Below are 26195 nucleotides of genomic sequence, written 5' to 3' on the forward strand. Positions count from 1 at the left end.
TCCGTCGGGCCCGTCCGGCGCGTCAGGTGCGCAGCAGCGGCAGCACCCGTCGGCCGATCAGGTCGATCCCGCGTTGCGGGGTCAGCCCGTGCGGGGTGCCGAACTCCACCCGGCTGGCACCGGCGTCGAACACCGCTGCGGCCTGCGCGGCGACCTGCTCGGGCGTACCGGAGAACGCGAACAGGTCAAGCAGATCGTCACCGATGAGCGCGCCGGCCAGATCGTCCTCCCGGCGGGTGACGTGCTGCTGGATGCGGGCCAGCAGGTCCGGGTCGATCTCGACGGTCGGATCGAGGGCGGCGACCACGGCGAGGTACATGGCGACCTCGGTGCGGGCCACCCGTCGGGCCAGCGCCCCGTCGGTGTCGACGACGGTGACCGCGCCGAGCACCACCCCGGTGTCCCGGCCCGAGGCCGCCTCGTCCAACCAGGCCCGCATCGTCTTGGCCATCGCCGGGTTCGCCGACCCGCCGACCTTCACCTCGTCGGCGAAGGCGGCAGCGGACCGGGCGGTCTGCTGACCCCAGGTGCCCACCAGCACCGGCACGTCCGGCCGGGCCGGGGTGTACCGCAGCGCGGTGCCCGGGGCCACGGTGAACTCACGGCCGACGAAACCGCCGTCGTCACCGGCGAGCAGCCGCCGGACGATCTGGACCGTCTCGGCGATGCGCCGCAGCGGCCGGACCTGCGCCACCCCGACCTGCTGCAACCAGGTGCCCCGGGCCAGCCCGAGGTATGCGCGGCCCTGCGAGGCCAGGTCGAGGGCGGCCACCTGACCGGCCACCTCCACCGGGTGCAGGGTGAACGGGTTCAGGCAGGCCGCACCGAGCCGGATCCGACGGGTGTGCCGGGCGGCCACCAGCAGCGGGAACAGCGGCGGCTGGTACATCAGGTCACCGAAGACCGACAGCACGTCGAAGCCGTGCCGTTCGGCCAGCTCGGCCAGCACGGCGTACTCGTCGGCGGACTTGTCCGACTGCAGACCGATGCCGACCAGGCGATCGGAAGCGCTCACGTCAGCTCCTCGGTGGGGATCTGCCGCCGGGTGGTGCGTTCGATGCGCATGATGAGCCGCTCCTCCGGGTCGGGGCAGGCGACGTGGCTGTCCCGGGCCATCCAGTCCCCGTCGTCCAGGGCCCGTTGCTTGGCCGGCAGCAGCGGCAGGCACGCGGCCAGCGCGTACAGGCAGAAGTGCTGGCCCTCGGGGATGCGCAACCGGCACGACTCGGTCAGGTCGACGTGGTCGCCCGGCTTCATGCCGCACACCGAGCGTCCCTCGATGCGCTCCACCACGACCCGCAGGTCGTAGACGTCGGTGGTGGGCTGCTCGTCGCTCATCGCACGGCCTCCGCGTGGTGGTGCACGATCCGCCAGCCCGCGTCGTCGCGCCGCAGCACGTCGGTGACCCGGAAGCAGACGTCCGGGCGGTCGTCGGCGTGCCGGGCCCGCAGCACGTACCGGACCAGACCGGTGTCGTCCCACGAGTCGGCGTGCAGTTGTTCCGGAGCGACGGTGACCGGTGCCGGTCCGGTGGCCTCGGCGGCCCGGCGGTCCCGCAGCGCGTCCAGCTCGGCCAGGCCGGTGAGCAGGCCGTCGGCGTCGGATTCCCAGATGGTCAGGTCCGGGTGCAGGTGGGCGTCGAAGGCGGACCGATCACCAAGTGATCGGTACAGGTCGGTGATCGTGGTGGTGAGGTCGTCGATGCTCATCGGTCACTTCCGGTCGAGGGAGGCGGCAGCGGGTAGGAACGTCTCGGCGAGGCGCTCACGCAGCGGATCCAGACCCATCGGTCCGAGCGCCAGCGCGGCGTGGTGGAACCGTTTGCGGTCGAAGGCGGGGCCGGCGCGGCGCTCCGCCTCCTGACGGGTTCGCTGCCACAGCCGCGCGCCCACCTTGAAGGCGAGCGCCTGCGCCGGCCAGCCGAGGTAACGGTCGACCTCGAACCGGGCGGTCGCGGCGTCCAGCCCGGCGACCCGGGTGAGCAGGTCCACCGCCACCGGATGGCTCCAGCGGGGTGCGTCGGTGAACCCGTTGCCGGCCGGTATCGGCAGGTCGAGGTGCAGGCCGAGGTCGATGACGACGCGGGCGGCCCGCCACATCTGCCCGTCCAGCATGCCGAGCCGTTCCGCCGGGCCGGCGTAGAGGCCGAGTTCGTCGGCGAGCCGTTCGGCGTAGTGCGCCCAGCCTTCGGCGTACCCGTGGACCTGGCAGAGGGTGCGCTGCCACGGGTGCAGGTCGGCGGTGGTGAGCGTGATGGCGTGCTGGAGGTGGTGGCCGGGCAGTCCCTCGTGGCAGAGCGTGCCGACGTGCCGCCACACCGGCACCGTCGACTCGCCCGGCGGCACCGACCACCAGATGCCGCCGGGGCGGGTCAGGTTCGCGTCGGGTGGCGTGTAGTACATGACCCCGGAGGCGGCGGGGCTGATCCGGCAGACCACCTGCCGGGTGGCGGGCGGGATGTCGAAGTGCGTCCCGTCGAGCAGTTCGGTCACCAGCGCGGTCCGCCGGGTCAGCCAGTCTTCCAGGGGCGGACCGACCGGCACCCGCCCCGCCGGGTCCGCGTCCAGCGCGGTCCGGGCGGCGGCCACGTCCGGGTGGCCGCAGTCGAGCGCCGCCGCCCGCAGCTCGGCGGCGGTGCGGGCCAGCTCCGCCCAGCCGTACGCGTACAGCTCGTCCAGGTCGACAGTGGCACCGAGGAACGCGCGGGCGGTGACCCGGTAGAGGTCGCGGCCCACCCCGTCCACCTCGGTGGCGGCGGGAGCCAGTTCGGTACGCAGGAAGGTGGCGAACCTCGCCGTGGCGGCGGTGGCCAGCCGGGCCCCTTCGGTCAGCCGGTCGGCGAGCGGCCCACCCGCGTACCCGGCGACGAGACCACCGAAGAAGTCGGCTTCGACCCAGGCGGTGCACTGCTCGGCGACGGTCAGCACCTGCCGGCGGGCGACCAGCTGGCCACGCTTGGCGGAACGACGCAGCGTGGCGGTGTACTGGTCGAGAGTGGCGGGCAGCCGGTGCAGGTGATCGCCGACGACGGCCCAGTCGTCGGCGGTGGTCCGGGGCAGATTGTCGAAGACCTGCCGGGCAAGGTGCACCGGGGTGGCCAGCGGGGCGAGCAGTCGGGTGGTGAAGCCGGCGTCGTGGAGCGCCGCGTCGCTGGCCAGCCGATCGGCCAGGGCACCGGCGAGAGCCCGCTCGGTCGGACCGGTCACGGTGGCGGCGCCCACCGCGGTGGCGGTGTCCCGGGTCAGCTCGGCCCGGGCGTCGAACGCTTCCGGCGACAGGTCCGCCAGCCGCCATTGCGGGGTACGCCCGGCCGCCTCGGCGGCCTCCGGGTCCAGCGCGGCGAGGGCGTGCAGGTACCCGTCGGCGACTGTGGTGATGCTCGGCCCGGTCGTGTCGGCCGCTCCGGTGCCGGTCATCGGGGCGTCCGGAAGCGGTGGTGGTCGTCGCGGTACACGACGCCGCCCTTGACGACCGCGTGCAGGGTGCGCAACGCCGAGACGGAACGGGTCGGGTCGTCCCGCAGCACCAGCAGGTCGGCGTACTTGCCGGCCTCGACACTGCCGAGTGTGTCGGCCTGGTCGAGCCATTCGGCGGGCCGGATGGTGGCGGCCTTCAGCGCGTCCGCGACAGACATCCCGGCGTCCACCATGAACTCCAGCTCGCGGACGGTCGCGGTGGTCTCGTCGTAGCCTGCGTGCGGCGGCATGTCGCTGCCCAGCGCGATAGGTACGCCGTTGCGGATGGCGTGCTGAAGGCTCTCCCAGTGTCGGGGGCCAGCGGCCAGGGCCCGGTCCATCAGCCAGCCGGGCACCCCGGAGTCGCGGAAGAACTGTTCACAGCGGCTCACCACGATTGTGGGCACGTACCAGACGCCCCGGTCGGCCATCAGACGGGTGACGTCGTCGGTCAGCTCGTAGCCGTGTTCGACGCAGTCCAGGCCGAGTTCGACAGCCCGGCGTACCGTGTCGGCGGGGCCGGCGTGCGCGGTGACCTTGCGCCCCCAGTCGTGGGCGACCCGGATGACGGCGGCCATCTCGTCGTCGAGGAGCTGCGGAGTGTCGATCGCCTCGAACTGACCGGCGATGCCGCCGGAGACGCAGACTTTGATCAGGTCGGCGCCGGCCCGGATCTGGGCCCGGGTGAGCCGGCGGAACCCGTCGGCGCCGTCGGCCTCCAACGCGTCGGCCTCCCAGCCGTGGCCACCGGTGCAGCACAACGCGTGTCCGGCGGTGAAGATCCGGGGGCCGTCCACCGCGCCGGCCTCGATGCCCCGGCGCAGCGCGAAGTCGGCGTAGCGTCCCTCGCCGACCAGCCGGGCGGTGGTGACCCCGGCGTGCAGGGTGCGTCGGGCCGAGTCGGCCATCAGCAGCACCAGTTCGGCCAGGTTGGACCGGTGCACCGTGTCGGCGAGGTGACCGGGCAGCCCGAGGGAGAGGTGCACGTGCATGTTGGTCAGGCCGGGCATCACGACGTCGCCGCCGAGGTCGACCACGCGGGCGTCGCCGGCCTCGGCGAGCACGTCGTCGACGGCTCCCACGGCCTTTATCATCCCGTCGGCGCCGACCCGGACACCCCGGTCGGGCTGGAGGTGGTCGGCGACGCCGTCGTAGAGCGCGAGGTTGACCAGGACCTGTTCGGTTGCGGTGTGCATGACGACGTCCTCAGTTCGCGGGCACGCTGGCCGGGGCCACCGTGGGGTCGTTGAGCCAGCAGGCGGCGCTGCGTCCGCCGAGGTCGAGGGTGGGTGGTTGGTCGCCGCAGGGGGCGAAGGCGTGCGGGCAGCGCGGCCGGAACCGGCAGCCGGTGGGGGCGTTCGCCGGGTCGGGCACCTCACCGGCCAGGGTGGCGGGCAACCGTGGGGTGGGGCCGATGCGGGGCACCGCGTCGATGAGCGCCCGGGTGTAGGGGTGTCGCGGATTCCGCCACAGCTCCCGGGTGGGCGCGCTCTCCACGATGCGGCCCAGGTACATCACGGCTGTGATGTCGGCGATCTCGTGCACCAGGGCGAGGTCGTGGGAGATGAACAGCATGCCCATGTCGAGATCGCGAACCAGCCCGACGAGCAGGTTGACCACCTGCGCCTGGACGAGGCGTCCAGGGCGGTGACCGGCTCGTCGGCGATGATCATGCGGGGTTGCGGGGCGAGTGCCCGGGCGATGGCCAGGCGTTGTCGCTGACCGCCGGAGAACTGGTGCGGGTACCGCTCGGTCGCCGTGACCGGCATGCCGACCCGGTCCAGCAGTTCGCGCACCCGGTCCCGGCGGGCCGTGGCGGTCAGGGTCGTCGGCACGCCGTCGAGCAGTTGCGCGCCGATGGTGCGCCGGGGGTTCAGCGAGGCGTACGGGTTCTGGAAGACCATCTGCAGAGCGGTCTCGGTCTCCGGCCGGCGTCGCCAGCCCAGTGGCGTGATCGGCTGCCCGGCGAAGCGGACCGCCCCGGCACTGGGCGGGGTCAGCCCCACCGCGACCCGGGCCAGCGACGACTTGCCGCAGCCGGATTCACCGACCAGGCCGACGATCTGCCCGGCCGCCACGTCCAGGCTGACCCCGGCGACGGCGAGCACCCGGCCGCGTCCCCGCGAGCGGTACTCGACCTCGACGTCGCTGATGTCCAGCAGGCCGGTCATCGGGCTGCCTCCTCCAGGTGCGGGCGGACCACGCAGGCCACCGACCGGCCGGCACCCGCCGGGGCCAGGGGCGGTGGGGTGGCGCCGCAGGTCGGCTCGGCGTACCGGCAGCGGGGTTGGAACGGGCAGCCCGGCGGTGCCTCGCCCGGTGCGGGCGGGCCGCCGGGGATGGGCCGCAGCGTGCCGACGGCCTGGGTGCCGTGCGGTCGGGCGCCGAGCAGCGCCGCAGTGTACGGGTGGGTGGGCGCGGTCAGCAGCGCGCCGGTCGGGCCGGTCTCCACCACCCGACCGGCGTAGAAGACGTAGCCACGGGTGGTCAACGCGCTGAGCACCCCCAGGTCGTGGGTGATGAAGGCGACGGCCAGCCCGGTCTCGGCGCGCAGCCGGTCGAGCAGGGCGAGGATGCCGGCCTGCACGGTGACGTCGAGGGCGGTGGTCGGTTCGTCGGCGATCAACAGTCGGGGCCGGGCGGCGAGGGCGATCGCGATGGCCGCCCGTTGCCGCATGCCGCCGGAGAACTGGTGCGGGTAGGCGCGCAGGGCACGCTCGGGGTCGGGGATCCGGACCTGGTCGAGCAGTTCCACCGCCCGCCGGGTCGCGGACCGCCGGTCCATCCGCAGGTGCACCCGCATGTGCTCGGTGAGCTGACGGCCGACGGTGAGCATCGGATGCAGGGCTGCGGTCGGGTCCTGGAAGACCATGGCGATGCCCGCGCCCCGGATCCGCTGCCAGCCCCGGTTGTCCAGGCCGAGCAGGTCGGTGCCGGCGAAGCGGGCCGTTCCGCTGGTCCGCGCCCCGGCGGGGAGCAGACCGAGCAGGGTCTGGGCGGTGATGCTCTTGCCGCAGCCGCTCTCTCCGGCGATGCCGACGAGTTCCCCCTCGTCGACGGTGAGCGACACGTCGTGCAGGATCGGCAGCGGTCCGCGCGGGCCGGGCAGGGTGACGGCGAGGGAGTCGACGTCGAGCAGCGGGGCCATCTCAGCGTCCCTTCGCGTAGCGGGGGTCGAGTCGGTCGCGCAGCGCGTCGCCGAGCACGTTGAAGGCCATCACGACGGTGAGGATGGCCAGGCCCGGGAAGACGCTCACCCACCACATCGACAGGTCCTGGGAGCCGAGCGCGACCATCGAGCCCCACTCGGCGGCCGGCGGGCGGGGCCCCAGCCCCAGGAACGAGAGTGCGGCGAGCAGCAGCACCGCGTTGCCGAGTTCCAGGGTCGCCAGCACGATCGCCGGGCCGATGCTGTTGGGCAGCACGTCGCGGCGCAGCGCCCGGACCGGTCCGACGCCGAGCAGTCGGGCGGCGTTGAGGTAGTCGTCGCCGCGCATGCTGATTACGGCGCTGCGGATGACCCGGGCGTAGACCGGCCAGGAGACGATGACGAGCGCCAGCACCGCGTTGCGGGTGTTCGGGCCGAAGGCGGCGGTCACCGCCATGGCCAGAATGATCTGCGGGAAGGCGAAGACCAGGTCGGTGAGCCGCATCAGCGCCTCGTCGGCGAACCGGCCCAGGTATCCGGCGACCAGCCCGAGCAGGCCGCCGATGAGCAGGGCCAGCGAGACGATGGCCAGGGCCAGTGGGATCGACAGCCGCGCGCCGTGCACGACCCGGCTGAAGATGTCCCGGCCGAGCGAGTCGGTGCCGAACCAGTGCGCCGCCGACGGCGACGCGTAGGTGTCGGCACTCTGGGCGAGCGGATCGTAGGGGGCGACGAGCGGGGCGAAGATCGCCACCAGCAGCCAGCCACCGAGAATGGTGAGCGCCACGACGGCGATCGGCTGTCGCCAGACCGGCCGACCGGCCGAGTCACCACGCAGCCGGCCGAGCCAGCGGCGGCGGGTCAGCGCCCGGTCCACCTTCGGGTCGGGCGCCACCGGATCGGGTGCGATCATCGTCATGACAGGCGGATCCTCGGGTCGATGAGCCCGTACAGCAGGTCGACGGTCAGGTTGACAAGGGTGTAGACAAGCGCCACGAACAGACTGACCCCGAGGATCGACGGCAGGTCCAGGGCGGTGGCGCTGCGGTAGGCGTACTGGCCGACGCCGGGCCAGCCGAAGATGCTCTCCACCAGCACCGTCCCGGACAGCAACGAGGCGAAGGCCAGGCCGGACACGGTGACCACCGGCACCAGGCCGGCACGCAGCAGGTGCCGGCGCAGCACCACCCTGGCCGGCAGGCCCTTGGCGTACGCGGCCCGGATGTAGTCCTGCTGGAGCACCTCCAGCATGGCGGAGCGGACGAAGCGCACCAGCAGCGCCACGGTGAGCGAGGTCAGCACCAGCACCGGCAGGGTGAGATGCTGCGCCGCGTCCCAGGCCACGTCCCACTGACCGGCCAGCGCCGCGTCCACGGTGTACATCCCGGTGACCGTCGGCGGTGGGCTGAACCCGGTGGACAGCCGTCCGCCGCTGGGGGTCAGACCGAGCTGGTAGAAGAACACGTAGAGCACCACGAGGGAGAGCCAGAACGGCGGCGTGGAGAGCCCGAGCAGGGCGCCGACCCGGACGAACTGGTCGGTGAGCCGGCCGTTGCGGACGGCGGCGAGCATGCCGATCCCGGTGCCGATCAGCAACGCCAGCACCATCGTGGGGATGGCCAGTTCCATGGTCGCCGGCACGTACCGCACCAGGTCGTCCAGGACCGCCCGGCCGGTCTGCTGGGAGATGCCCAGGTCGCCACGGAACAGGTTGCCCAGGTAGTGCAGGTACTGCTGCCACAGCGGCTGGTCCAGCCCCCACTTCTCGCGGAAGGCGGCCACCGTGGCCGGGTCGTTGAGCGCCTGGTCGGACAGGTTGGCGGTGACCGGGTCACCGGGTACCACGTTAACCAGTCCGAACGTCACCACGGTGACGCCCAGCAGCAGCCCGGCGGTGATCGCCAGTCGCTTGGCCAGGAAGGCCAGCAGTGGGTGGGTGCGGCGGGGCCGGGACGCGGTCGTGGTGACCGCGCCCGGCTCGCCGTTGTGGACCGTCGTCATGGTGCTCCGACTACCTGCGGCCGACCGCGGCGACGTCGACCTGCCAACCGGCGGCGGAGTAGTCCGCACCGGTCAGGTCGGCGGTCGCCACCACAGTGGAGGAGTTGCTGGCCAGCACGATGTACGGGGAGGACTGGTTCATCAGCCGCTGCCACTCCTGCATGGCGGTGGCCCGGGCCGCGAGGTCGAGGGTCTCGGTGACCTTCTCGCCGGCCGCCACGATCGCCGGTTCGGCCCGTTCGACCGTCCAACCCGAGCGCAGCGCGGTGGCCTGGCCGGGTGCCATGTTGTTGATCAGTGAGTCGGCGACCGGGTAGTTCAGGCTCTGCGGGGTGAAGCCCAGTGGTGACTTACCGCCGCGCATCTCGTCGAGGAAGGTGGTCAGCGGCTGCGGGTTCAACTCCAGCGTGATGCCGGCTTCGGCGGCGTCGCCCTGCACCTTTGTGGCGACGGTGCCCAGGTCCACGCCCTTGTAGGTGATGGCCGGGTAGTTGAACGTGACTGTGGGGTTGGTCAGGCCGGCCTCGGCGAGCAGCGCCTTGGCCTTCGCCACGTCACGGGTGGATGCCTCGCTCTCGGGCAGGGTGCCGGGGAAGGCCGGCGCGACGAGTCCCGCGCCGGGAGCGGCGCCCGCGCCGTAGAGGGCGGCGATGCCCTGGTAGTCGATGGCGGCGCGCAGCGCCTGGTTGAACTTCGGGTTCGAGGTCACCGTCGACACGGCCGGGTCGGCGTTGAGGAAGAGGAAGTAGACGGTGTCCTGCACACCTGAGGTCTGCAGGCTCTCCGGCAGCCCGTCGAGCAGCTTGCCGGAGATGTCCAGCGAGATCTCGGCGCTCTCGGCGCGCTGCATCGTCAGCTTCTGGGTCTGTACGTCCATGTTGCGCAGCACCACCCGCTCGAACTGCGGCTTCTCGCCCCAGTAGTTCGGGTTGGCCTCCAGCACCACCTGCGACTCCGGCTCGTACGACTTGAGCACGTACGGGCCACTGCCGATCGAGTTGGTGTCGAGGTACTGCTGCGCGGTGTCGCCCTGCGCGGCGTCCTCGCCGTCCTTGGCGCCGTTGTCCTGGGCGACCTTGGCGTTGAGCACGCCGGTGGACGGCATCGCCAGCACCACCGGCACGTTGGGGTTGGGCGTGGCCGAGGTGACCACGACGGTGCTGTCGTCGGTCTTGCTGACACTCAACTCGCTCACCGTGACCGCCGGGCTGCCCTTGATGTTCTTCAGCCGGTTCAGCGAGAACACCACGTCGTCGGCGGTGAGCGGACTGCCGTCGGAGAAGGTCACCCCGGAGCGCAGCTTGAAGGTGAAGGTCTTCGCGTCGGGCGAGGTCTCGTACGACTCGGCCAACGCCGGGACCGGCGTACCGACGTCGGAGCCCTCGAAGGTGAGCAGGGTGTCGTAGAGGGCGTGCACGGCGGTCAGGCCCGTCGCTTCGTAGACGCGGCCGGGGTCGAGGGTCTTGAGCACGAACGACGTGTTGACGGTGAGCGTCGTGGCCGCGCCACTGTTCGCGTTGCCACCACTGCCGCCGGCGGTGCAGGCGGTGGTGGAGATGACGGCCAGCGTCGCCAGAGCGAGCGCTCCGGCGCGGAGCCGGCGGGGGACACCGACATGCTGTTCCTACCTTCGTATGGCGCGGCCCGCTGCGCGGGATCCGCGGGGCATCGACGTCCGGCGGCACCACCACCGGCCGGGCCCGGACGGCCAATGACGGTGTTCCGGGTTCTCAGGGGTGCGTCGGGTTCTCGGGGTGCGTCGTCGCAGGGTTGGATGTAGCCGGACTCGCATACGTCCGGTTCATGTCTGGACGCGGCGTGTCTACCAGTACCAAACAACGCCGGCCTCTTGTTTGACCACCCTAAACACGGCCGTGTAGCTTGGTCAAACATTTTTAGCCACACTGTTATCGGATTGAGGTTCCCATGCTCGGTGACCGGCTCCGCGTCCTGCGTCAGCAGCACTCCCTCACGCTGCGGCAGCTCGCCACAGCCGCCGACGTGTCACCCGCCCTGCTCAGCCAGATCGAGAACGGGGCGACCGACCCGAGCCTGGCCACCCTGCGCAAACTCGCGCAGGTGTTCGACACCTCGATCGCCGAGCTGTTCTCCGAACCCGAGGCACCGGCGGTACACATCAGCAGGTCGGGCAGCCGTAGCCTGCTCACCGCTCCCCCGGGCCAGATCACCTACGAGCGCCTCACCCCGGGGCGCGGAGATCTGGAGGTGCTCCAGGCCCATCTCGCGCCCGGCGACGCCAGTTCGGCCGAGCCGTGGGCACACCCCTCCACCGAGTGCGCCATCGTCATCAGCGGCGAGGTGGTCGCCGACATCGGCGGCGAGGCGTACACCCTCACCGCCGGCGAGGCCGTCACCTTCGACTCCCGCCTGGCCCACCTCTACCGCAACGCCAGCGACCAGCCGGCCCACCTGATCATCGCGGTCACCCCGCCCAACCCCTGACCAGGCTCCGGCGCAGCGCGGGCCGGGCCTGTCGCAACTCCCGTACCTGTCGCTAGTGTCGTCGGCGTGGATCTGGACGACATCGCAGCCCGGCTCGGCGTACCTGTCGAGGACGTCGACCGCGTACACCGGTTGGCCGGCGACCATCCGTCGGCACCGGTGCCCGACCGGATCGACGCGCCCGCGCTGCTCGACCGGCTCGCGGTGCGACCGGACGACGCCGCCGAGATCATGGCTGGCTGGCCGGACCCCGACTCCCCGCTGTGGACCCCGGAGCTGCGCTGGCTGCTCGACCGCTCGATCGCCCTGGTCCGCGCGGATCTCGGGGGCCACGAGTGGCTGCCGCCGGGTCCGGCACTACCGCGCGAGCAGGGCCCCGCCTGGCGGCACCTCTACGTCTACACGTACCTGGCCCTGGTCGACGTGGTCCGGGATTATCACCGCGACCACGGCATTCCCGACACCGTCTCCTGGGTGACCCTCGCGGACCTGGGCCGCAACCTCGCCATCGACAGGCGGATGAACCGCGAGGGCTGGTCGGTCATGCAGAGCTGGCTGACACTGCACGCGCGCGGCAGCGTCTACGAGCTGGGCCGGCTCCAGCACCACCGCGGCGGCGCCGCCATCGACCTGCACATCCCCGACTCGGGGCCGCTGACGCCGGAGGCGGTCGAGGCGTCGCTCGACGAGGCCCGGGTCTTCTTCCCGCGCCACTTTCCCGACGAGCACTACACGTCATTCGCCTGCGGCTCCTGGCTGCTCGACCCGCAACTACGGGAGTACCTGCCCGAGGACGCCAACATCGTCCGCTTCCAGCGACGATTCGAGCTGGAGCCCTATCAGGAGCCGGAGGGGCTGGACGCCGACGTCGAGGTGCTGCGGTTCGTGTTCCGCACCCTGTCCACACCGCTGGACCAACTGCCGCGCGACACCGCGCTCCAGCGCGCGGTCGTCGACCACCTCAAGGCCGGCCGCCACTGGCACTGGCGCCGCGGAAGTTTCCCCATCGAGCTGGTCAGCTGACCCGGCGGCAGGTGGGCGCAATGAGCGCCCGACGCCCCCTCCCGTCCGGCCCGCCGAGGCGGTATCGCTCGATGTCCTCATGTCACTCGAATGCATTCATGTCTGAGTGACATGGCGCTCACGCAGAGCACAGGGCTTGACGTGCACGTCATCGGCCCGAGGTGGCTCGGTGCGACGGGTCGACGGCGTACGCCGACAGGAGCCGGGCGCGGACCCGGGTGGGTCCGCGCCCGGACAGGACGGTACGGATCAGCTGACGGTGCAGGCCGCGCCGTTGAGGGTGAACGAACTTGGTCTGGCGGTGTTGCCGGTGTGGGTGGCCTGGAAGCCGATGCCGACCGACGCGTTCGGTGCGATGGTGCCGTTGTAGGAGACGTTGCGGGCCGTCACCTGCCCGGAGGTCGGTGAGTAGCTGGCGTTCCAGCCACCGGTGATGGTCTGCCCGCCGGGCAGCGTGAAGACCAGCGACCAGCCGTTGATCGCCGAGCTGCCGGTATTGGTGATGGTGATCTGCTCGGTCAGCCCGTTGTTCCAGGCGTTGACCTCGGCGGTGACCCGGCACGCCCCACCACCGGGCGGCGGCGTGGTCGGGTTGGGCGGCGGGGTGGTCGGGTTGGGCGGCGGGGTGGTCGGGTTCGGCGGTGGGGTGGTGCCGCCGCCGAACTGGGTGAAGAAGCGCCAGGTCTCGCCCGGCAGCCAGGTCCGGGAACCACTGTCACCGGGAGCGCCGTCCTGCGGTGCGGCGATGTGTCCCTCGTCGAACGCCGCCCAGACGACCGGGTAGCCGGAGGCGCAGCCCGAGTAGGTGGTGCTGCGGTGGGTGAGGCTGCCCTGCGAGGGTTCCGGCGGGTTCTGCGCGGTGCAACCGTTGTTGCGGACGAACCGGTCCCGCAGCGACCGACCGTTGGAGATGTTGAGGACGCTGTCGCGGATGCCGTGCGCCCCGAAGTAGGCGACCGGCTGGGTGCCGCCACTGCAGCCACTCAGCTGCGCGCCACCGTAGACGGCGACGGCCCGGAAGATGTTCGGCCGGGCACAGGCGACGGCGTAGCTCATCGCGCCGCCGTAGCTGAAGCCGAGCGCGAAGCGCTGGGTGGTCTCGACACAGAGGTCACCCTCGATCTGCCGGAGCATGTCGTCGACGAATGTCACGTCCTCGCCGCCGGAGTTGGCCCAGCCGCTGTTGAGGCCCTGCGGCGCGACGAAGATGGTGCTGTTGTTCGACAGCGGCAGCAGCCCGTAGTAGGCCCAGGTGTCACGCTGCACGGTCTGGCCGGTGGCGACGTCGGTCGCCGAGCCGTTGAGCCAGTGGAACCCGAAGACCAGCCGGTACGGGTTGTTGTTGTTGTAGTTGTCCGGCACCCGCAGGATGTAGCTGCGGTTCTTGCCGCTGCTCTGGATGGTGTGCGTACCGCTGCGCAGGGTGGGTGCCTTGCCGCAGCCGGCGGTCGCGGCCAGGATGCCCGACTGCGCGGCCGGGACGCTGCCGGGGTTGGCGCTCAGGGCCGTGCCGGCGGCGGCCAGCACCATCAGGGCCGCGAGCGCGACAGGCCCGACTATCGATAGACGCCTGGACATGGTGTACTCCATTCCGCGCCCGCTGTGGACGCGCGGCGGTGCGGCGCATCACCGTGGTGGCGGCGCCGGGAACGGCCGGCTTACCGAGGTGATGCGCCTGGATACGGTGCGACACCGGCCCGGGCTGTCGGATCAGGTGGGCGACCCGGGGCGGCGATTTTCGACGTGTGCCACGGCTCCCGCGACGTACCGTCAGCCGCCCTGGACCGGCGGCGTGACCCGTCCCGCACGGGGCCCGCAGTGCCCGTCAGCCGGCGCCGGGCGCCTCGGCTCACCCGGTCAACGACCGGGCGGGGGACGTCGGAGCGTGCCCTTCGCTCCTGCCTCCGCAACGTAGCCGGTGAGCGATAACATAGCAAGGCGTAAATATGTTGTCGCCCATTGAAGGGAGACGCCCGTGCGTCGGTCCCCCCGCCTGCTGGCCATCCTCGGCATCGGCCTGTCCGCCACGTTGACGTGGAACGCGGCGCCGGCGGCGGCACGGCCCGCACCCAGCACCACACCGGGCATCGTGGTCGTCGACGGCATGACCCAACCGGTGTTCTCGTTCGCCGACGCGATCGAGGAACGGGTGTACGTGCAGACCATCGTGGACACCGACCGGGACGGCCGCCTCGACCGGGTGGCGATCGACATCTCCCGGCCCCGGGAGACCGCCACCGACGGGTTCAAGGTGCCTGTCATCTTCGAGCACAGCCCGTACCGCAAGGACGTCTGGTACGACGTGCCGTACCCGAGCGTGCTTGTGGACGAGCTGCCGCAGAACGACGTCGACCGCCGGTCCGGCGTACGGACCGGCGACGCGGCGGCGCAGCGGGCGGCGGCGAAGGCCAACCTGCCCGGCTCGCTCGACGACTACTACGTGCCCCGGGGATACGCGGTCGTGCTCGGGCAGAGCGTCGGCACCGGCGACTCCGACGGCTGCCCGACCAGCGGCGACCGGGCCGAGACGCTCGGCACCCGGGCGGTTATCGACTGGCTGAACGGGCGGGCGAAGGGGTACGACGCGGCCGGCGCGCCGGTCACCGCCGACTGGACCACCGGGGCCGTCGGCATGACAGGTGTCTCCTACAACGGCACGCTGCCCAACCAGGTGGCCGCCACCGGCGTTCCGGGGCTGCGGACCATCGTGCCGGTGGCCGCCATCAGCAGCTGGTACGACTACTACCGGGCCAACGGTCTCGTGGTGGCGCCGGGGACGTACCAGGGTGAGGACACCGACGTGCTGGCCGGGTTCACCGCCGGCCGGGCCCGGGCCGAGGGTCGCTGCGCCGACGAGATCGCCGAGCTGACCGCCCGGCAGGACCGGGTCACCGGCGACTACTCGGCGTTCTGGCGCGACCGCGACCACCTCGACGCCAGCCGGGTACGGGCCAGCGTGCTCCTCGTCCACGGACTCAACGACTGGAACGTGAAGACCGAGCACTTCGCCGGCTGGTGGGACGAGTTGACCCGGCACCGCGTGCCCCGTCGGATCTGGCTGCACCAGGGCGGGCACGGCGGCCCGGGCAACACGGCCTCGGTGACCCTGCCCGACGGCCGCACCTGGACCTGGAAGCAGACCGAGCACCGCTGGTTCGACAACTGGCTGTGGCAGGTGCCCAACGGGATCATGGACGAGCCGACAGCCGTGGTGCAGCGCGAGGACCGCGCCTACACGACGTACGCCAACTGGCCCGATCCGGACAGTCGGGAGGTGCCGCTGCGGCTGGCCGCCGCCGACGACGACGCCGTCGGCACGCTCACCTCCGCCACGGCGTCGAAGCGCGCGGTCGAGCAGAGCTTTGTCGACGAGGGTCGCACCATCCACCCGGACACCCTGGTCGCCGACCCCGAGACGGCCAGCCCGTACCGGCTGGCCTACCTATCCCCCACACTGGCCCGGGACGTCCGTATCTCCGGCCGACCGGAGCTACGACTGCGGCTGGCGGTCGACAACAAGCCGGACGCGAACCTCTCCGCGTACCTGGTCGACTACGGGCCGGCCGGTTCGACCGCCGCTCCGACAGTGGTGACCCGGGGCTGGATGGACCCCCAGAACCGCCGAAGCCCGTCCCGCACCGACCCGCTGCGCCAGGGCAGACTGTACGACCTGCGGTGGACCCTGGAGCCCAAGGACCACGTCTTTCCGACAGGCCACCGGATCGGTCTGGTGATCTTTTCCAGCGACCAGGAGTACACCCTGCTGCCGCTGGGCGGCACCCGGCTGCGGGTCGCGCCGCACCGCAGCGAACTGCGCCTGCCGGTGGTCGGCGGGAGGTCAGCTCTCGGCTTCTGACCCCGATGCGCGGGCCCGGGCTCAGCGCCCCGCGTCGCGCTTCGTGGTGGCGACGGGAGGGCTGGAGGCGCGACCGGCACCGAAGACCCGCTCGTAGCCGACGAGCACCACGAGGAAGGCGGCGAGCAGGCCGAGGGCGACCAGGCCGGGCAGGAATCGCCCGGCCGGCAGCAGCGCCAGCGCCACCACGGGTGCGAGCAGCTGCGCGGGGGGCACCGATCGGACGCTGAGCCCACGGAACAGCACATCTCCCGCGAGATACAGGGCGACCCCGCCGAACAGCGCGGCGGCCGAGGTCCAGGGCAGACTCGACCCGGCGGCGTGCCAGGGTTCTCGGTGTGCCAACGGGGCGATCACCTCGTGGACCCCGAGCGCCAGGTAGATGGTCCCGGCGATCAACGCGAAGTGACCGCCGCTGTAGGCATTGGCGGCGAGCCGGTCCCGCCGCGGCCCGCGCTCGGCCATCAGGACCTCGCCCGCCGCCACCGAGTTCAGCATGTACAGCCGGAACAGGCAGACCGTCCCGACGAGGGTGAGCAGCGCGGCCAGCAGAGCCGGTCCGTTGATCATCTCGGAACCGATCCCGGCGCCGACCGAGATCAGCGTCTCACCGAGCGCGATGATCACCACGAGGGCGTGCCGTTCGGTGAAGTGCTCTGAACTGCGCAACGGCCACCCGCTCAACATGGAGGCGATCAGTCCGCCGGCGAAGTCCACAGCGACCGCCGCCGTCCAGAGCAACAACTGCGCGTCCCCGCCCAGGACGGCGCCGAGGACGAGCGGGATCCAGGACAGCACGGTGGTCGTGGTGTAGAGGCGCAGCGTGCGGTGCAGCCGGCGGTCGCCCTCGGCCGCCCGACGGTAGAGGGCCAGGTGCACCACCCGCACCACGAGATACGACAGCACCAGGATCAGGCGCGGCCCCAGGCTCGGCCCCCAGACGTTCGGGATGACCACGGCGATGAGGAAGATGGGGCCCATCGCGGCGGTGGTGCCGGCCCGGATCAGCCCGATGTCGGCGCGCGCCTGGTTACCCAGCCAGGCGTAGATCAGCCAGGAGATCCACAGCAGCAGCAGGACGACCAGGCCCTTGAGCAGGGTCAACGGCGAGGCGTGACCAACCATGTAGGAGGTGATCCGGGTCAGGGCGAAGACGAACACCAGATCGAAGAAGATCTCGTACCGCGTCGTCCGGTGCGTCTCCGTGGTCGGCTCCACGCGCCCTCGGTGGAACAGCCCCATGGCTCCATCTTCATCGCTGCGGCCGTCGCAGTCGTGACGATTGGCCAAGCTCCACCTAGCGCGGCACCTGCCGCAGGTAGTGATCGAGGGTGACCCGCCCGTCGGGCACGAAGGGCCAGGCCGGGTCGGCGAGCCGGTCGACCAGCTCGGCCAGGTCGAGCCACCACCCGTCGGCGACCTCGCTGGGCTGGTGCACCACCGGGCCGCAGCGGTGCTGCTCGTAGCGGGCCTCGAAGACGTACGCGAGGTAGTTGGTGCGCGCGTCGGCGTACCAGTACCGCAGGCAGGGCCGGATCTCGCAGTTGGTGACGCCCAGTTCCTCGGTGAGTTCCCGGGCCGCCGCCTCGGTCGGGTCCTCGCCGGCCAGCACCACGCCTCCGGCGAAGGCGTCGTGCATACCCGGGTATACGTCCTTCGTGTCGGTACGACGATGGACGTAGACCCGGTCCCGCTCGTCACGCAGCAGCACCGCCGTCGCGGCGTGTGGCAGGTTACGCGCCCGTACGGCGCTGCGGGGCGCGGTGCCGGTGACGGTTCCTGAGGTGTCACCCTCCAGGTACAGGGCCACGAGTTCGTCCATCTGCCCACCGTAACTCCGGTCGGTTCCGTCACGTCCGCCGGATCTCCGGCGTCCCGGGCACGCCGTCACTCCGCCGCCGGACCACGAGCGGCAGGGGAACGCGCGGCGCGCCACGATCGCCGCCGCATCACCACGGCGGCCGTCGCCGCCACCCTGGTCGCGCTGCCGCAACCCGCGATGGCCGCGGGCGGACCCTACCGGGCCGCAGCCCCGGCCTCACGGCTTGAGCAGTCGGAACGCGATGAAACCCGGCGAGTGGACCAGCCTGTCGTGGGCCTCGGGATGGCGGGCGGCCATGGTCCCGGCCGGCTGCGGCTCGACCAGCCGCTCGATGAGGAATCCCGCGTCGGTGAACTCCCGGCACCAGGCCTGAAGCGGCTGCCGCCAGTAGCGCACCCGCCACCGCGTCTGCCAGGTCTCCTCCACCCGCATCCGGTCGAAGTAGGAGCCTCCGGTGAGCAGCCAGTCGCTGGTCGGGTGGGTGGTGGAGACGACCAGGTGACCGCCGGGGCGGAGTACCCGGTGCAGCTCGGACAGAGCCGCCGGCCGATCCTCGACGTGGTGGATCACGAGGGCCATGAGAACGATGTCCTGCGTCGCGTCCGGCAACCAGGTCAGCGGCCGCTCAAGGTCCCACACCCGCACGTCGGCACGCCCACCCAGGCGCCGCCCGGCCAGCCTCACCATCTCCGGACTGGCGTCGAACGCCGTGACGGCGGCACCCCGGGCCAGCAGTTCCTCCGCGTACAGGCCCGGTCCGCAGCCGGCGTCCAGCAGCCGGACTCCTGTGACGTCGCCGAGCAGATCGAGCACCGCAGGTCGGTCGTAGTGGGCGTTGTAGGCGCTGTCGCGGGCGTGTGCCTCGAACTCGGCCGCGAACGGCTCGTACATCGGCTGGCCTCGGTGGTTCACCGGACGATGGTGTCACGAGGCCCGGTGCCGCACAGGTACGTTTCCCGCCACCGATCAGCCGGCCGCACCCTCACCGGGGCGGTAGGCCGGCCAGCCAGTGTTCGAGGGCCTCCGGAGAGCCGAGCAGCAGCACCGGCGGTCCGCTCGGATCGGCGTGCCAGGCCCGCAGCCGACGCCGTTCCCGACCGAACTCGGTGAGATGCCACAGCAGGACCGACTCGGTGGACAGCACGCTGCCCAGCGACTCACGGTTGCCGTTGCAGATCTCCTCCCCCGTCGACAGTCGGCGCAGCGTGCGCCGCAGCAACCAGCGGAAGGACAACCCACGCGGATAGTCCAGGCCGACGACCAGGTCCGCGCGGGCCAGCGGCACGTCCCGCCAACCGTGGTACGCCCCGTCGAGGATCCAGCGGTCCTGTCGGCAGATCGACTCGATCCGGCTGCGTTGCCGTGCCACCGGCACCTCGACCCAGTTGGGTTCCCAGAGCAGGTCGTCGACCGGGTACCAGGGCAGCCCGAGCCGCTCGGACAGGCGCTGCGCGAGGGTGGACTTGCCGGAGCCGTGGACCCCGTAGACCAGGATGCGAGACAGCCTCTTGCTCATCGCGCGGCAGCCTAACCGGCCGGCGCCAGCAGCCCGGCGGAGGTGTCCGGGCGGCCGGTGACCGACCGCCCGGACCCGGGATCAGCGGTTGGTGGCCAGGTCGCCGCAGTCGCTCTCGTCGGGCAGCAGTGGCCGCAGGGTCACCGTCCACCGCTTGCCGTCCGAGGTCCACGGGGTGGCCGCGTTCGCCGCCGCCGCGGCGGTGAGCAACCGCTGCGCCTCGTCACCGGTCACCGTGACACAGCCCAGTCCCACGCCCTCGCCGAGTTCGGGGCCGGGCAGCGCCGGCCCGGGCCAGGCCACCTCGGGCTGCTGGCCGACGTCGGCGTTGGCGACCCAGGGCTCCGCGACGGCCGCGACGGCGGTCGGCGCGTACGGCTGCGGGTCCGCCTGTGCGGCGGCGAGGGGGCCGGCCTCGGCGGTCAGCGAGTCGGCGAACTCGCGCAGCTTGTCGCGGCCCGCCCGCTGGTCGGCGGTGAGACCGGTCTCCGCGCCGCCGGACTCCGCGAGGGCGTACACCTCGGACTCCTCGACCCCGTTGTCCCCGAGTACGGTGAAGCGGGTCGAGGGGGCGTCGGAGACCGGTGGCCGGCCCAGGTCCACCGCGCCGCCCACCCCTGCGGCACGGGCCGCCTTGAGCAGCTCCTCCACCTGCGTGGCGCTGATCGTGCCCAGCTGAAGGTTGGGCAGCGCCGGCCCGGGATAGATCATCGGCACCGGCCCCTGGGTGATCACGCGACCGTCACCGTAGACACTTATCGCGGGTATCCGGGTGGCCAGCATGGCCGGCGTGACGAAACCGCCGGTGTGATCCATCCGGAACACCACCGCGTCGGCGGAGTAGGACCGCTCGGGCGCGTCCGCCTCTCCCGACCCGACGCCACCGGCCTGCTGGCCGCAGGCCGCGGACGTCAGCAACAGCAGGGGGACGACTGCCAGCCGCCCGCTTCGACGAATGCTCATGCCGATCGGACGCGGCAGGAGCCGGATCGGTTGCGTCCCATCGCCACCCGAACGGTCAGCCCGCCAGGGGGACCGCCACTGAGGCGGCCAGGACGAGGCCGACGAACGCGGCGAGGGTGCCCGCCACCGCAGCCGAGCGGAACCGTACCGCAGCGCCGATCCCGAGTGCGATGAGCGAAACCAGGAAGCTCCCCGCGAGCAGTGGCAGGCCGTAGAAGATCGCCATCAGCAGCGCCCCGTCACGGGGGGCCGGGGTACAGCCGAAGCCGATCCCCTCGCACGAGCCGTCGGTGTTCTCCGTCGGGAGCGTGGTAACCCAGACAGCGAAGCCGACCAGGACGACGGCGTACCAGCCGACCAACACCGCGGCCGCCCGTCCGACTGGCGGGGAACCGGTGCGCGGCCGCACGGGTGGGGGGACATCGAACCTCATCTCGCCCGGCATGGCCGAACGCTACCGCTGGCTGCGGACCGTGGCCTGAGTCGGCGTACTCAGCCGACCCGCCATCACCGGCCGCCGGGTGAGCCGTAGTCCCCGAGTGAGCAGCAGCGTCGTGACCAGTGACAGTCCGGCCATCACGGCCACCGCCCGGTGGGTCGGCAGCAGGTCGGCGACCGCACCGGCCAGCGCCGCGAACACCGCCTGCCCAGCCTGCATGCCGTTCTGTTGCAGGCCCAGCACCTGGCCCCGGTTCTGCGGCGGGGAGCCGGCGATCAGCCGCTCCTGCAACGGCAGCGAGACCGCGAACCCGACCGAGGCGACAAGCGCGAGAAGCATCGCCAGCGGCAGTCCCGGGTGGATCAGGAAGACCAGGTAGGGCACCGGAAGCAGCAGCCGCAGCGGCAGCACGCAGCGCTGCCGGGTGGCGGCCGGCAGGAACCGTCCGACAAGCACGTCACCGGCGAGCATGCCGGCGGCGCCGGCGGCGAAGAGGAAACCGGCCCGGTCGCCCGCGTACGGCAGGAACAGCGCCTCGCAGCCGACGATCAACCCGTTGGGCAGCCACAGGTTCAGGTAGAGCGATCGGCGTCCCGGATCCGCCCACAGCTCCCGGTTGACCCGCATGGTGCGGGCCGTCGACGTCCGCTCACCGGCCCGCGCCGGCCGCTCCCGCAGCCCGAACCAGGTTACCGCCACGGCCAGCGCACGCAGCGCGGCAGCCACCAGAAACACCTGGTACGGGCTCAGCCAGACCAGCAGCAACCCGCCCGCGCCGAAGCCGGCGATCTGCATGACGCCGACGCTGACGTTCATCGTGGACCGGCCCAGCACGTACGCGTCGGCGGGCAGGATGTCGTTGATCAGCGCCCACCGGGCGCCACCGGTGACCGACCCGACGTACGCCACGAGCAGGATCAGCGCGAAGCGTACCCACAGCGGCAGACCGGGAACGGCCTGGAGCACCGCACCGGCGAGGCCGACGAGCGCGGCGAGGGTCAACGCCCGGCGCGGCGGCAGGCTGTCGGCCGCGGAGAGCAGGGTCAGGCTGCCGAGCACGCTGGCCAGCGGCGCGCCGAACATGCTCAGCGCGGTGAGCAGCGCCGAACCCGTCACGGCGTAGGTGAGCGAACCGAGGGCCAGGGCCGACGTGGTGTGCGCCGCGATGCCGGCGCAGTTGGCCACGAACAGGTTGCGGAACTCGGTCACGGCGAACAGTTCCGAGTACGTCCTCACGCCGACGATCGTCGGGCTGTCGACCCGGACGGCGTAGAGTTACGGCTGGGGGCGAAACATGTCGGTGTGGCGGGTGCCTGTTGATCTGCTCGCGGGCAGTCGCTTCGTCATCTCGCCGATGACGGACACGGTGGCGGCGCTGAAGACGCTGCACAGCCCCCGGCAACCGTGGCAACACTCCTGGCGGCGGCCACACCTCGCGGCGTACCAGCGGATGTTGGCCCGGCGGCCGATGATTCCGGCGCTGCTGGCGGCGGCCTTCGCGCCCCGGTGGATCGCTGATTTCCTCACCCTGCCGCCCGCGACGACGTCGCCGACCTTCGCCGAGGAACTGGCCGTCGTCGCCGCCCGTTCCGACGAGCGGATCCGCGCCGACCTGCGGGTGACCCGACCGGGACCGCTGGCCGAGGTGCTGTGCCACGACGGTCTGACCGAGCAGGTGGTGGATCTGCTCGACTGGGTCTGGACCCACACGGTGCGCCCGGAGTGGCCGGAGCGGGAGCATCGGCTGCGGGCCGACGTGGTGGCTCGGACCTCGCGGCTGAGCGCTCAGGGCTGGGCGGGGCTCTTCGCCGACCTCAACCCGGGGATGCGGTGGCTGGGCGACGGCTGGCTTCAGGTCAACGACCACCCCGCCGCCCCGCTGCCCCTCGACCGGGCCGGACAATTGGTGTTCGTCCCGGCGCACTGCGCCCGGGGCTGGGTGGTGTGGGACCAGGACCGCTTCGGCATGGTCTACCCGGCCAGCGGCATCCTCGCCGAGGTGTCCCCGCCCACCCCGGACGGGTTGGACCGACTGATCGGCCCGAACCGCGCCGCCATCCTGGTCCGGTTGGGCACGCCGCTGAGCACCTCGCACCTGGCCGCGCTCACCGGCCTGTCCCTGGGAGCCGTCGGGGACCATCTGCGGGTGCTGCTCGACGCGGGCATGGTGACCAAGCGCCGCTCGGGGCGGGAGGTGCTCTACTGGCACACCCACCGGGGCGCCGCCCTGGCGACAGGTGATCCGGCGACCGCGGCTTCCCCGGCGGGCGAGGACGTCAGGCCAGGTTGATCGTGAACGCCGCGGTGTGCACCTTCCCGTCCACCTGGAAGTCGAAGAACGCCCGGTAGCGGCCGGTGCTGGGCGCGGTCAGCCAGAACGTGACGGCACCGTCGACCAGTTCCGGTTGCGGGTGGACGTGCAGGTAGCCCAGGTCGCCCTCACGCACCACGACCAGATGCCCGTACGCGCCCAGGTAGCGCTCCAGCCGCGCCGGCCCGGCACGGTCGACCCGGAAGCTCAGCGGAACGGTCATGCCGATGGTGGGCGTGCCGGCCATGGACACCGCGTACGGACCGGTGGTCGCCTGCGGTTGCGGCGGGGGCAGCCCGGCCGGGTCGTAGTTGCCCGGCACCTCGTGGTCGACGCCGAGCACCAGCGGCAGTTCCCGGCCGTCGCCGGTGGTGACGGTGAAGTCCGCGTAGACGCGGTAGCCCCCGGGTCGGGTGAGTTTCAGCGGCACGCTCCAGGTGCCGTCGGTCGCCATCGTCGGGTGCAGGTGCTGGTATCCGCCGAGGTCCCGGCCGACCACGATCAGGTGCAGCGGCTTGTCGTGCACCACCGCGAAGCGCGTCACCGGCTGCCCGTCCACCCCCACCACCCGGAACCGGTAGTCCTCGGTCGCGCCGGCCTTCTGGGCACGCAGCACCGGCTTCAGCGTATACCCGGCGACGCTCACCGTCGTACCGGCGGCCTGGTCCTGGCCGTCACCCGGATGCGAGTGCGGGCCGGTTCCCGGCGCGTGCTCGTGCCCGTCGCCGGCGGCCACCGCCTGGGCCGCGTCGCGGGTGGCACCGCCCGCTGCCGCGCCGGGTGGTTGGGCGGTGGGGGTGGGTTCGTCGGCGGTGCCGATCCGGCCGAGGGCGAAGCCGGCCACCAGCGTCAGCACCAGTGCACCGACAAGCAACGCGAGCCGGGTGTCGCCCATCCGGTGCCACCAGCCCGGCGAGGCGGATCCGTCGGTAGGTGTCTCGGGGGTGACGGCCGCAGGCGCCGTGGGCTCACCTGTCGTCACCGGTGCGGTGGTCACTGCCCGTCGGGCCGATGCCGTGGCAGCCTTCGCGACCGGGGCGGTGGTTTCTGCCCGCTGGGCCGGGGCCGCCGCCGGTGCCGCCTGCCCGCCACGCCGGGCGGCCGGCACCACCGCCGGCCGGTTGCCACCCGTGACGCGGCGGCCCTTGGTGGGGGTGCTCGGCCTGGCGCGAGGTCGGGTGGCAGCGGAACGACGCGTCGTCCTGCGACCGGGTTCGACGCGGGCCGGCCGGCGCTGCCAGGCGAGGAAACCGGCGACCCCGACGACGGCCACCGCCACGGCGGCCCAGCCCAACGGGCCGATGCCGCCGGAGTCGTCCGAGGCGGGCGGCGCGGCGGCGACCGACGGGACCGGTGTCGCCGGGGCGACGGGCGTTGGTCCGGCGTCGCCGGGGACCGGCTGCGACCCGGTGTTCCCGTGCTGCTCGGCGGCGGCGAGCAGGGTCGGATCCGGCTGACCGGTGGGCGGTTGCCAGTTCGGCGGCGCGTCCGTCGGCTTCCCGGTGTACCGGAAGGTGACGGTGCCGCGCACCGGGTCACCGTCCGAGGCCACCGACAGGTAGCTCACCGAGTACCGACCGGCCGCCGGCAGGTGCGCGAGGGTCACCACGACGGGAAACCCGGTGGTGTACTCGCGCGGCTCGAACACGCCGTCGACCAGGAAGTACTCCCGCACCGGACGGTCCAGTTCGCGGGGTTCGCCATGCGTCCAGCCGTTGTCGACCCGGCCCCCGCCGGGCGCGGTGACGGTGAAGTACGCGTCCTCGCGGACCCGCTCGGTGAAGGTGAGCTGCACGGCCGCCACGGCCTCGTCGACGGTGGCGCCATCGGCCGGTGTGGACGTGGCGAGTGTGCCGTGTGCCGAGGCGGGCGTGGCCGTACCGAGGAGGACGACGCTGGCGGCGAGGGCCAGAGCGAGCAGGCCGGCGGCCACGCGGGCGCGAGCCCGAGGGAGATGACGCATCGAATCATCCTCGCGATGACGCCGCTTTCCGCAATAGGCCGTCATCTTTTTGTTCAGATGGGAAAAGTTCCGGTCGAGCCGACCGATTACGGTATGGAGGTCCACCGCCGCCTGCTCAGTCGGCGGCGCGCACGGACTCGCGGCCCTCGACACGGCCCTGGTCGCGAGCCTGATCGAGCAGCCGGGCGAGCTGCCGACGATGGCGGCGTACGATGGTTCGCCAGCCCAGCAGCAGCGCGCCGATCAGGACGATGAGCGCGAGCTGCGCCCAGGGCACCGTCCACACGGTGACGGTGGCGGTGGTCGGCCGGATCTCGGCACCGGCCGGGTCACCGGAGAGCACCGCCGGCGTCACCTCGACCGTGGTGGTGATCCGTCCCAGCCCCCAGATGCCGCCGACGTGGGCGTCGACCCGTCGGCCGTCGCCGGGCAACAGCTCCGGCACCCCGACGGACGCGTGCCGATCCGCCAGGCCGAACATCTCGGTCACCCGCGCGGCGCTGTCGCCGGTGACCGCGACATTGCCGGTGTTCCGGGCGGTGTAGGTCAGGTGCACCCGGCCAACGGCGAAGGGGTTCCACGACCTCTGGTAGCTGGCGGCCAGGCCCTCGACCGCTATCGCGGCGGCGACGGTGCCACTTGCCCGCAACATGACCCGGAAGCCGACCCGACTCTGCACCGCCACCGTGCCGCCGGTGCTTGTCACAGTGGCCGCGACACCGGCCGGGTGATCCCCGGGTGTCGCGTCCGGGGGCACGGTGATGGTGAACGGCACCACTGTCGTCTGTTTCGCCCCGACGGTCACCGTCTCGGGCAGCGTGATCCAGGTACCGCCGTCCACCGACTCCTGGCCGGAGGTAAGCATGTTGAACCGGCCCTTGTCGGTCAGGTAGCCGTCGGCGGCCTGCAGGGCGAACACCACCGGCGAGTCACCGAAGTTGCGCACCGCCAGGTGCTCGGTCACCACCGCGCCCGGATCCAGCGTGTGCTCGATCCACCGACGGCCGTCCGGCCCCTGCGCGTCCGCCGGCTGGACCGCCCAGGTCACCGTCGCCCCGGTCGGCTCCGCCGACGCGGCGACCGGTGCGACCGACACGATGGTCAGCACCGCGAGCAGCACAGCCAACCACCGGGACAAGAATCGGATCATCAGAGCCCTTCGAGGTTGGAACGGTGCCCGGGGGCCGCCGAGCGGCGACCCCCGGGCAAGTGCGGTGGTCCGGCCACCGCACCGG

General features: G+C 72.2%; 25 protein-coding genes. 4 read left to right on the forward strand and 21 right to left on the reverse strand.

Annotation, left to right across the window (positions count from 1 at the left end; all coding sequences use genetic code 11):
* Positions 1–22: 22 nt before the first annotated feature.
* The 11 genes from CLT74_RS08620 to CLT74_RS08665 are packed head-to-tail and all read right to left on the reverse strand — an operon-like array spanning position 23 to position 10075.
* Entirely contained in the window at positions 23–1015 is a 993-nt protein-coding gene (locus CLT74_RS08620) for an LLM class flavin-dependent oxidoreductase (protein ID WP_199172142.1), read from the reverse strand.
* On the reverse strand, positions 1012–1338 hold the full coding sequence (locus tag CLT74_RS08625; RefSeq protein ID WP_099846072.1) for a TIGR04076 family protein: 327 nt from the start codon (positions 1336–1338) through the stop codon (positions 1012–1014). The genes CLT74_RS08620 and CLT74_RS08625 overlap by 4 nt, the downstream gene beginning before the upstream one ends.
* Complete coding sequence (locus CLT74_RS08630) at positions 1335–1709, reverse strand: nuclear transport factor 2 family protein (RefSeq protein ID WP_099846073.1); 375 nt, start codon at positions 1707–1709, stop codon at positions 1335–1337. The genes CLT74_RS08625 and CLT74_RS08630 overlap by 4 nt, the downstream gene beginning before the upstream one ends.
* Positions 1710–1712: 3 nt before the next feature.
* The gene (locus CLT74_RS08635) at positions 1713–3416 is read right to left on the reverse strand and encodes a DUF885 domain-containing protein (protein ID WP_099846074.1); all 1704 of its coding nucleotides are present in this window, start codon (positions 3414–3416) and stop codon (positions 1713–1715) included.
* Positions 3413–4651: an amidohydrolase family protein gene (locus tag CLT74_RS08640; RefSeq protein WP_099846075.1), complete on the reverse strand. Its 1239-nt coding sequence runs from the start codon at positions 4649–4651 to the stop codon at positions 3413–3415. Before CLT74_RS08640 ends, CLT74_RS08635 begins: the two co-directional genes overlap by 4 nt.
* Positions 4652–4661: 10 nt before the next feature.
* Entirely contained in the window at positions 4662–5036 is a 375-nt protein-coding gene (locus CLT74_RS30725) for an ABC transporter ATP-binding protein (protein WP_199172143.1), read from the reverse strand.
* Entirely contained in the window at positions 4970–5626 is a 657-nt protein-coding gene (locus tag CLT74_RS08645; protein WP_199172144.1) for an ABC transporter ATP-binding protein, read from the reverse strand. The genes CLT74_RS30725 and CLT74_RS08645 overlap by 67 nt, the downstream gene beginning before the upstream one ends.
* Entirely contained in the window at positions 5623–6603 is a 981-nt protein-coding gene (locus CLT74_RS08650; RefSeq protein WP_099846076.1) for an ABC transporter ATP-binding protein, read from the reverse strand. The genes CLT74_RS08645 and CLT74_RS08650 overlap by 4 nt, the downstream gene beginning before the upstream one ends.
* A gap of 1 nt (position 6604) precedes the next feature.
* Positions 6605–7522 carry an ABC transporter permease gene (locus CLT74_RS08655; RefSeq protein ID WP_099846077.1) on the reverse strand — a complete coding sequence of 306 codons (918 nt, stop codon included), beginning with the start codon at positions 7520–7522 and terminating at the stop codon, positions 6605–6607.
* Positions 7519–8604, reverse strand: a complete 1086-nt coding sequence (locus CLT74_RS08660; RefSeq protein WP_099846078.1) for an ABC transporter permease — start codon at positions 8602–8604, stop codon at positions 7519–7521. Before CLT74_RS08660 ends, CLT74_RS08655 begins: the two co-directional genes overlap by 4 nt.
* 10 nt (positions 8605–8614) lie before the next feature.
* A complete protein-coding gene (locus CLT74_RS08665; RefSeq protein ID WP_486582165.1) occupies positions 8615–10075 on the reverse strand; it encodes an ABC transporter substrate-binding protein in 1461 nt (486 codons plus the stop codon).
* 455 nt (positions 10076–10530) lie between these two features.
* Here CLT74_RS08665 and CLT74_RS08670 point away from each other — a divergent pair, with 455 nt between their 5' ends.
* Entirely contained in the window at positions 10531–11067 is a 537-nt protein-coding gene (locus CLT74_RS08670; protein WP_099846080.1) for a cupin domain-containing protein, read from the forward strand.
* A 66-nt stretch (positions 11068–11133) separates the two neighbouring features.
* Positions 11134–12090 carry an acyltransferase domain-containing protein gene (locus CLT74_RS08675; protein WP_099846081.1) on the forward strand — a complete coding sequence of 319 codons (957 nt, stop codon included), beginning with the start codon at positions 11134–11136 and terminating at the stop codon, positions 12088–12090.
* Between the two features lie 249 nt (positions 12091–12339).
* On the opposite strand, the gene CLT74_RS08680 is transcribed toward CLT74_RS08675, so the two are convergent.
* Complete coding sequence (locus tag CLT74_RS08680; protein WP_099851607.1) at positions 12340–13668, reverse strand: cellulose binding domain-containing protein; 1329 nt, start codon at positions 13666–13668, stop codon at positions 12340–12342.
* A 397-nt stretch (positions 13669–14065) separates the two neighbouring features.
* Between CLT74_RS08680 and CLT74_RS08685 the strand changes: the two genes are divergently transcribed.
* Entirely contained in the window at positions 14066–15946 is a 1881-nt protein-coding gene (locus CLT74_RS08685) for a Xaa-Pro dipeptidyl-peptidase (protein ID WP_099846082.1), read from the forward strand.
* Positions 15947–15967: 21 nt separating this feature from the next.
* Here the strand turns inward: CLT74_RS08685 and CLT74_RS08690 are convergent, their stop codons facing one another.
* The 7 genes from CLT74_RS08690 to CLT74_RS08720 form a co-directional block, all read right to left on the reverse strand.
* Positions 15968–17188, reverse strand: a complete 1221-nt coding sequence (locus CLT74_RS08690) for a low temperature requirement protein A (RefSeq protein ID WP_099846083.1) — start codon at positions 17186–17188, stop codon at positions 15968–15970.
* A 55-nt stretch (positions 17189–17243) separates the two neighbouring features.
* Positions 17244–17768 carry an NUDIX domain-containing protein gene (locus tag CLT74_RS08695; RefSeq protein ID WP_099846084.1) on the reverse strand — a complete coding sequence of 175 codons (525 nt, stop codon included), beginning with the start codon at positions 17766–17768 and terminating at the stop codon, positions 17244–17246.
* Positions 17769–17984: 216 nt separating this feature from the next.
* Entirely contained in the window at positions 17985–18680 is a 696-nt protein-coding gene (locus tag CLT74_RS08700; RefSeq protein ID WP_486582168.1) for a class I SAM-dependent methyltransferase, read from the reverse strand.
* A 70-nt stretch (positions 18681–18750) separates the two neighbouring features.
* The gene (locus CLT74_RS08705; protein WP_099846086.1) at positions 18751–19284 is read right to left on the reverse strand and encodes an AAA family ATPase; all 534 of its coding nucleotides are present in this window, start codon (positions 19282–19284) and stop codon (positions 18751–18753) included.
* Between the two features lie 81 nt (positions 19285–19365).
* Entirely contained in the window at positions 19366–20247 is an 882-nt protein-coding gene (locus CLT74_RS08710; protein ID WP_099846087.1) for a hypothetical protein, read from the reverse strand.
* A 55-nt stretch (positions 20248–20302) separates the two neighbouring features.
* Complete coding sequence (locus CLT74_RS08715; RefSeq protein WP_143697115.1) at positions 20303–20692, reverse strand: hypothetical protein; 390 nt, start codon at positions 20690–20692, stop codon at positions 20303–20305.
* Positions 20693–20701: 9 nt separating this feature from the next.
* Positions 20702–21922 carry an MFS transporter gene (locus CLT74_RS08720; RefSeq protein ID WP_099846089.1) on the reverse strand — a complete coding sequence of 407 codons (1221 nt, stop codon included), beginning with the start codon at positions 21920–21922 and terminating at the stop codon, positions 20702–20704.
* 73 nt (positions 21923–21995) lie between these two features.
* On the opposite strand from CLT74_RS08720, the gene CLT74_RS08725 reads away from it, so the two are divergent.
* A complete protein-coding gene (locus CLT74_RS08725; protein ID WP_486582169.1) occupies positions 21996–22976 on the forward strand; it encodes an ArsR/SmtB family transcription factor in 981 nt (326 codons plus the stop codon).
* Here the strand turns inward: CLT74_RS08725 and CLT74_RS08730 are convergent.
* Positions 22963–24960: a copper resistance protein CopC gene (locus CLT74_RS08730; protein ID WP_099846091.1), complete on the reverse strand. Its 1998-nt coding sequence runs from the start codon at positions 24958–24960 to the stop codon at positions 22963–22965. The genes CLT74_RS08725 and CLT74_RS08730 overlap by 14 nt on opposite strands.
* Before the next feature lie 115 nt (positions 24961–25075).
* The gene (locus CLT74_RS08735) at positions 25076–26110 is read right to left on the reverse strand and encodes a hypothetical protein (protein WP_099846092.1); all 1035 of its coding nucleotides are present in this window, start codon (positions 26108–26110) and stop codon (positions 25076–25078) included.
* Between the last annotated feature and the right edge of the window lie 85 nt (positions 26111–26195).

This window comes from Verrucosispora sp. CNZ293, assembly GCF_002754655.1.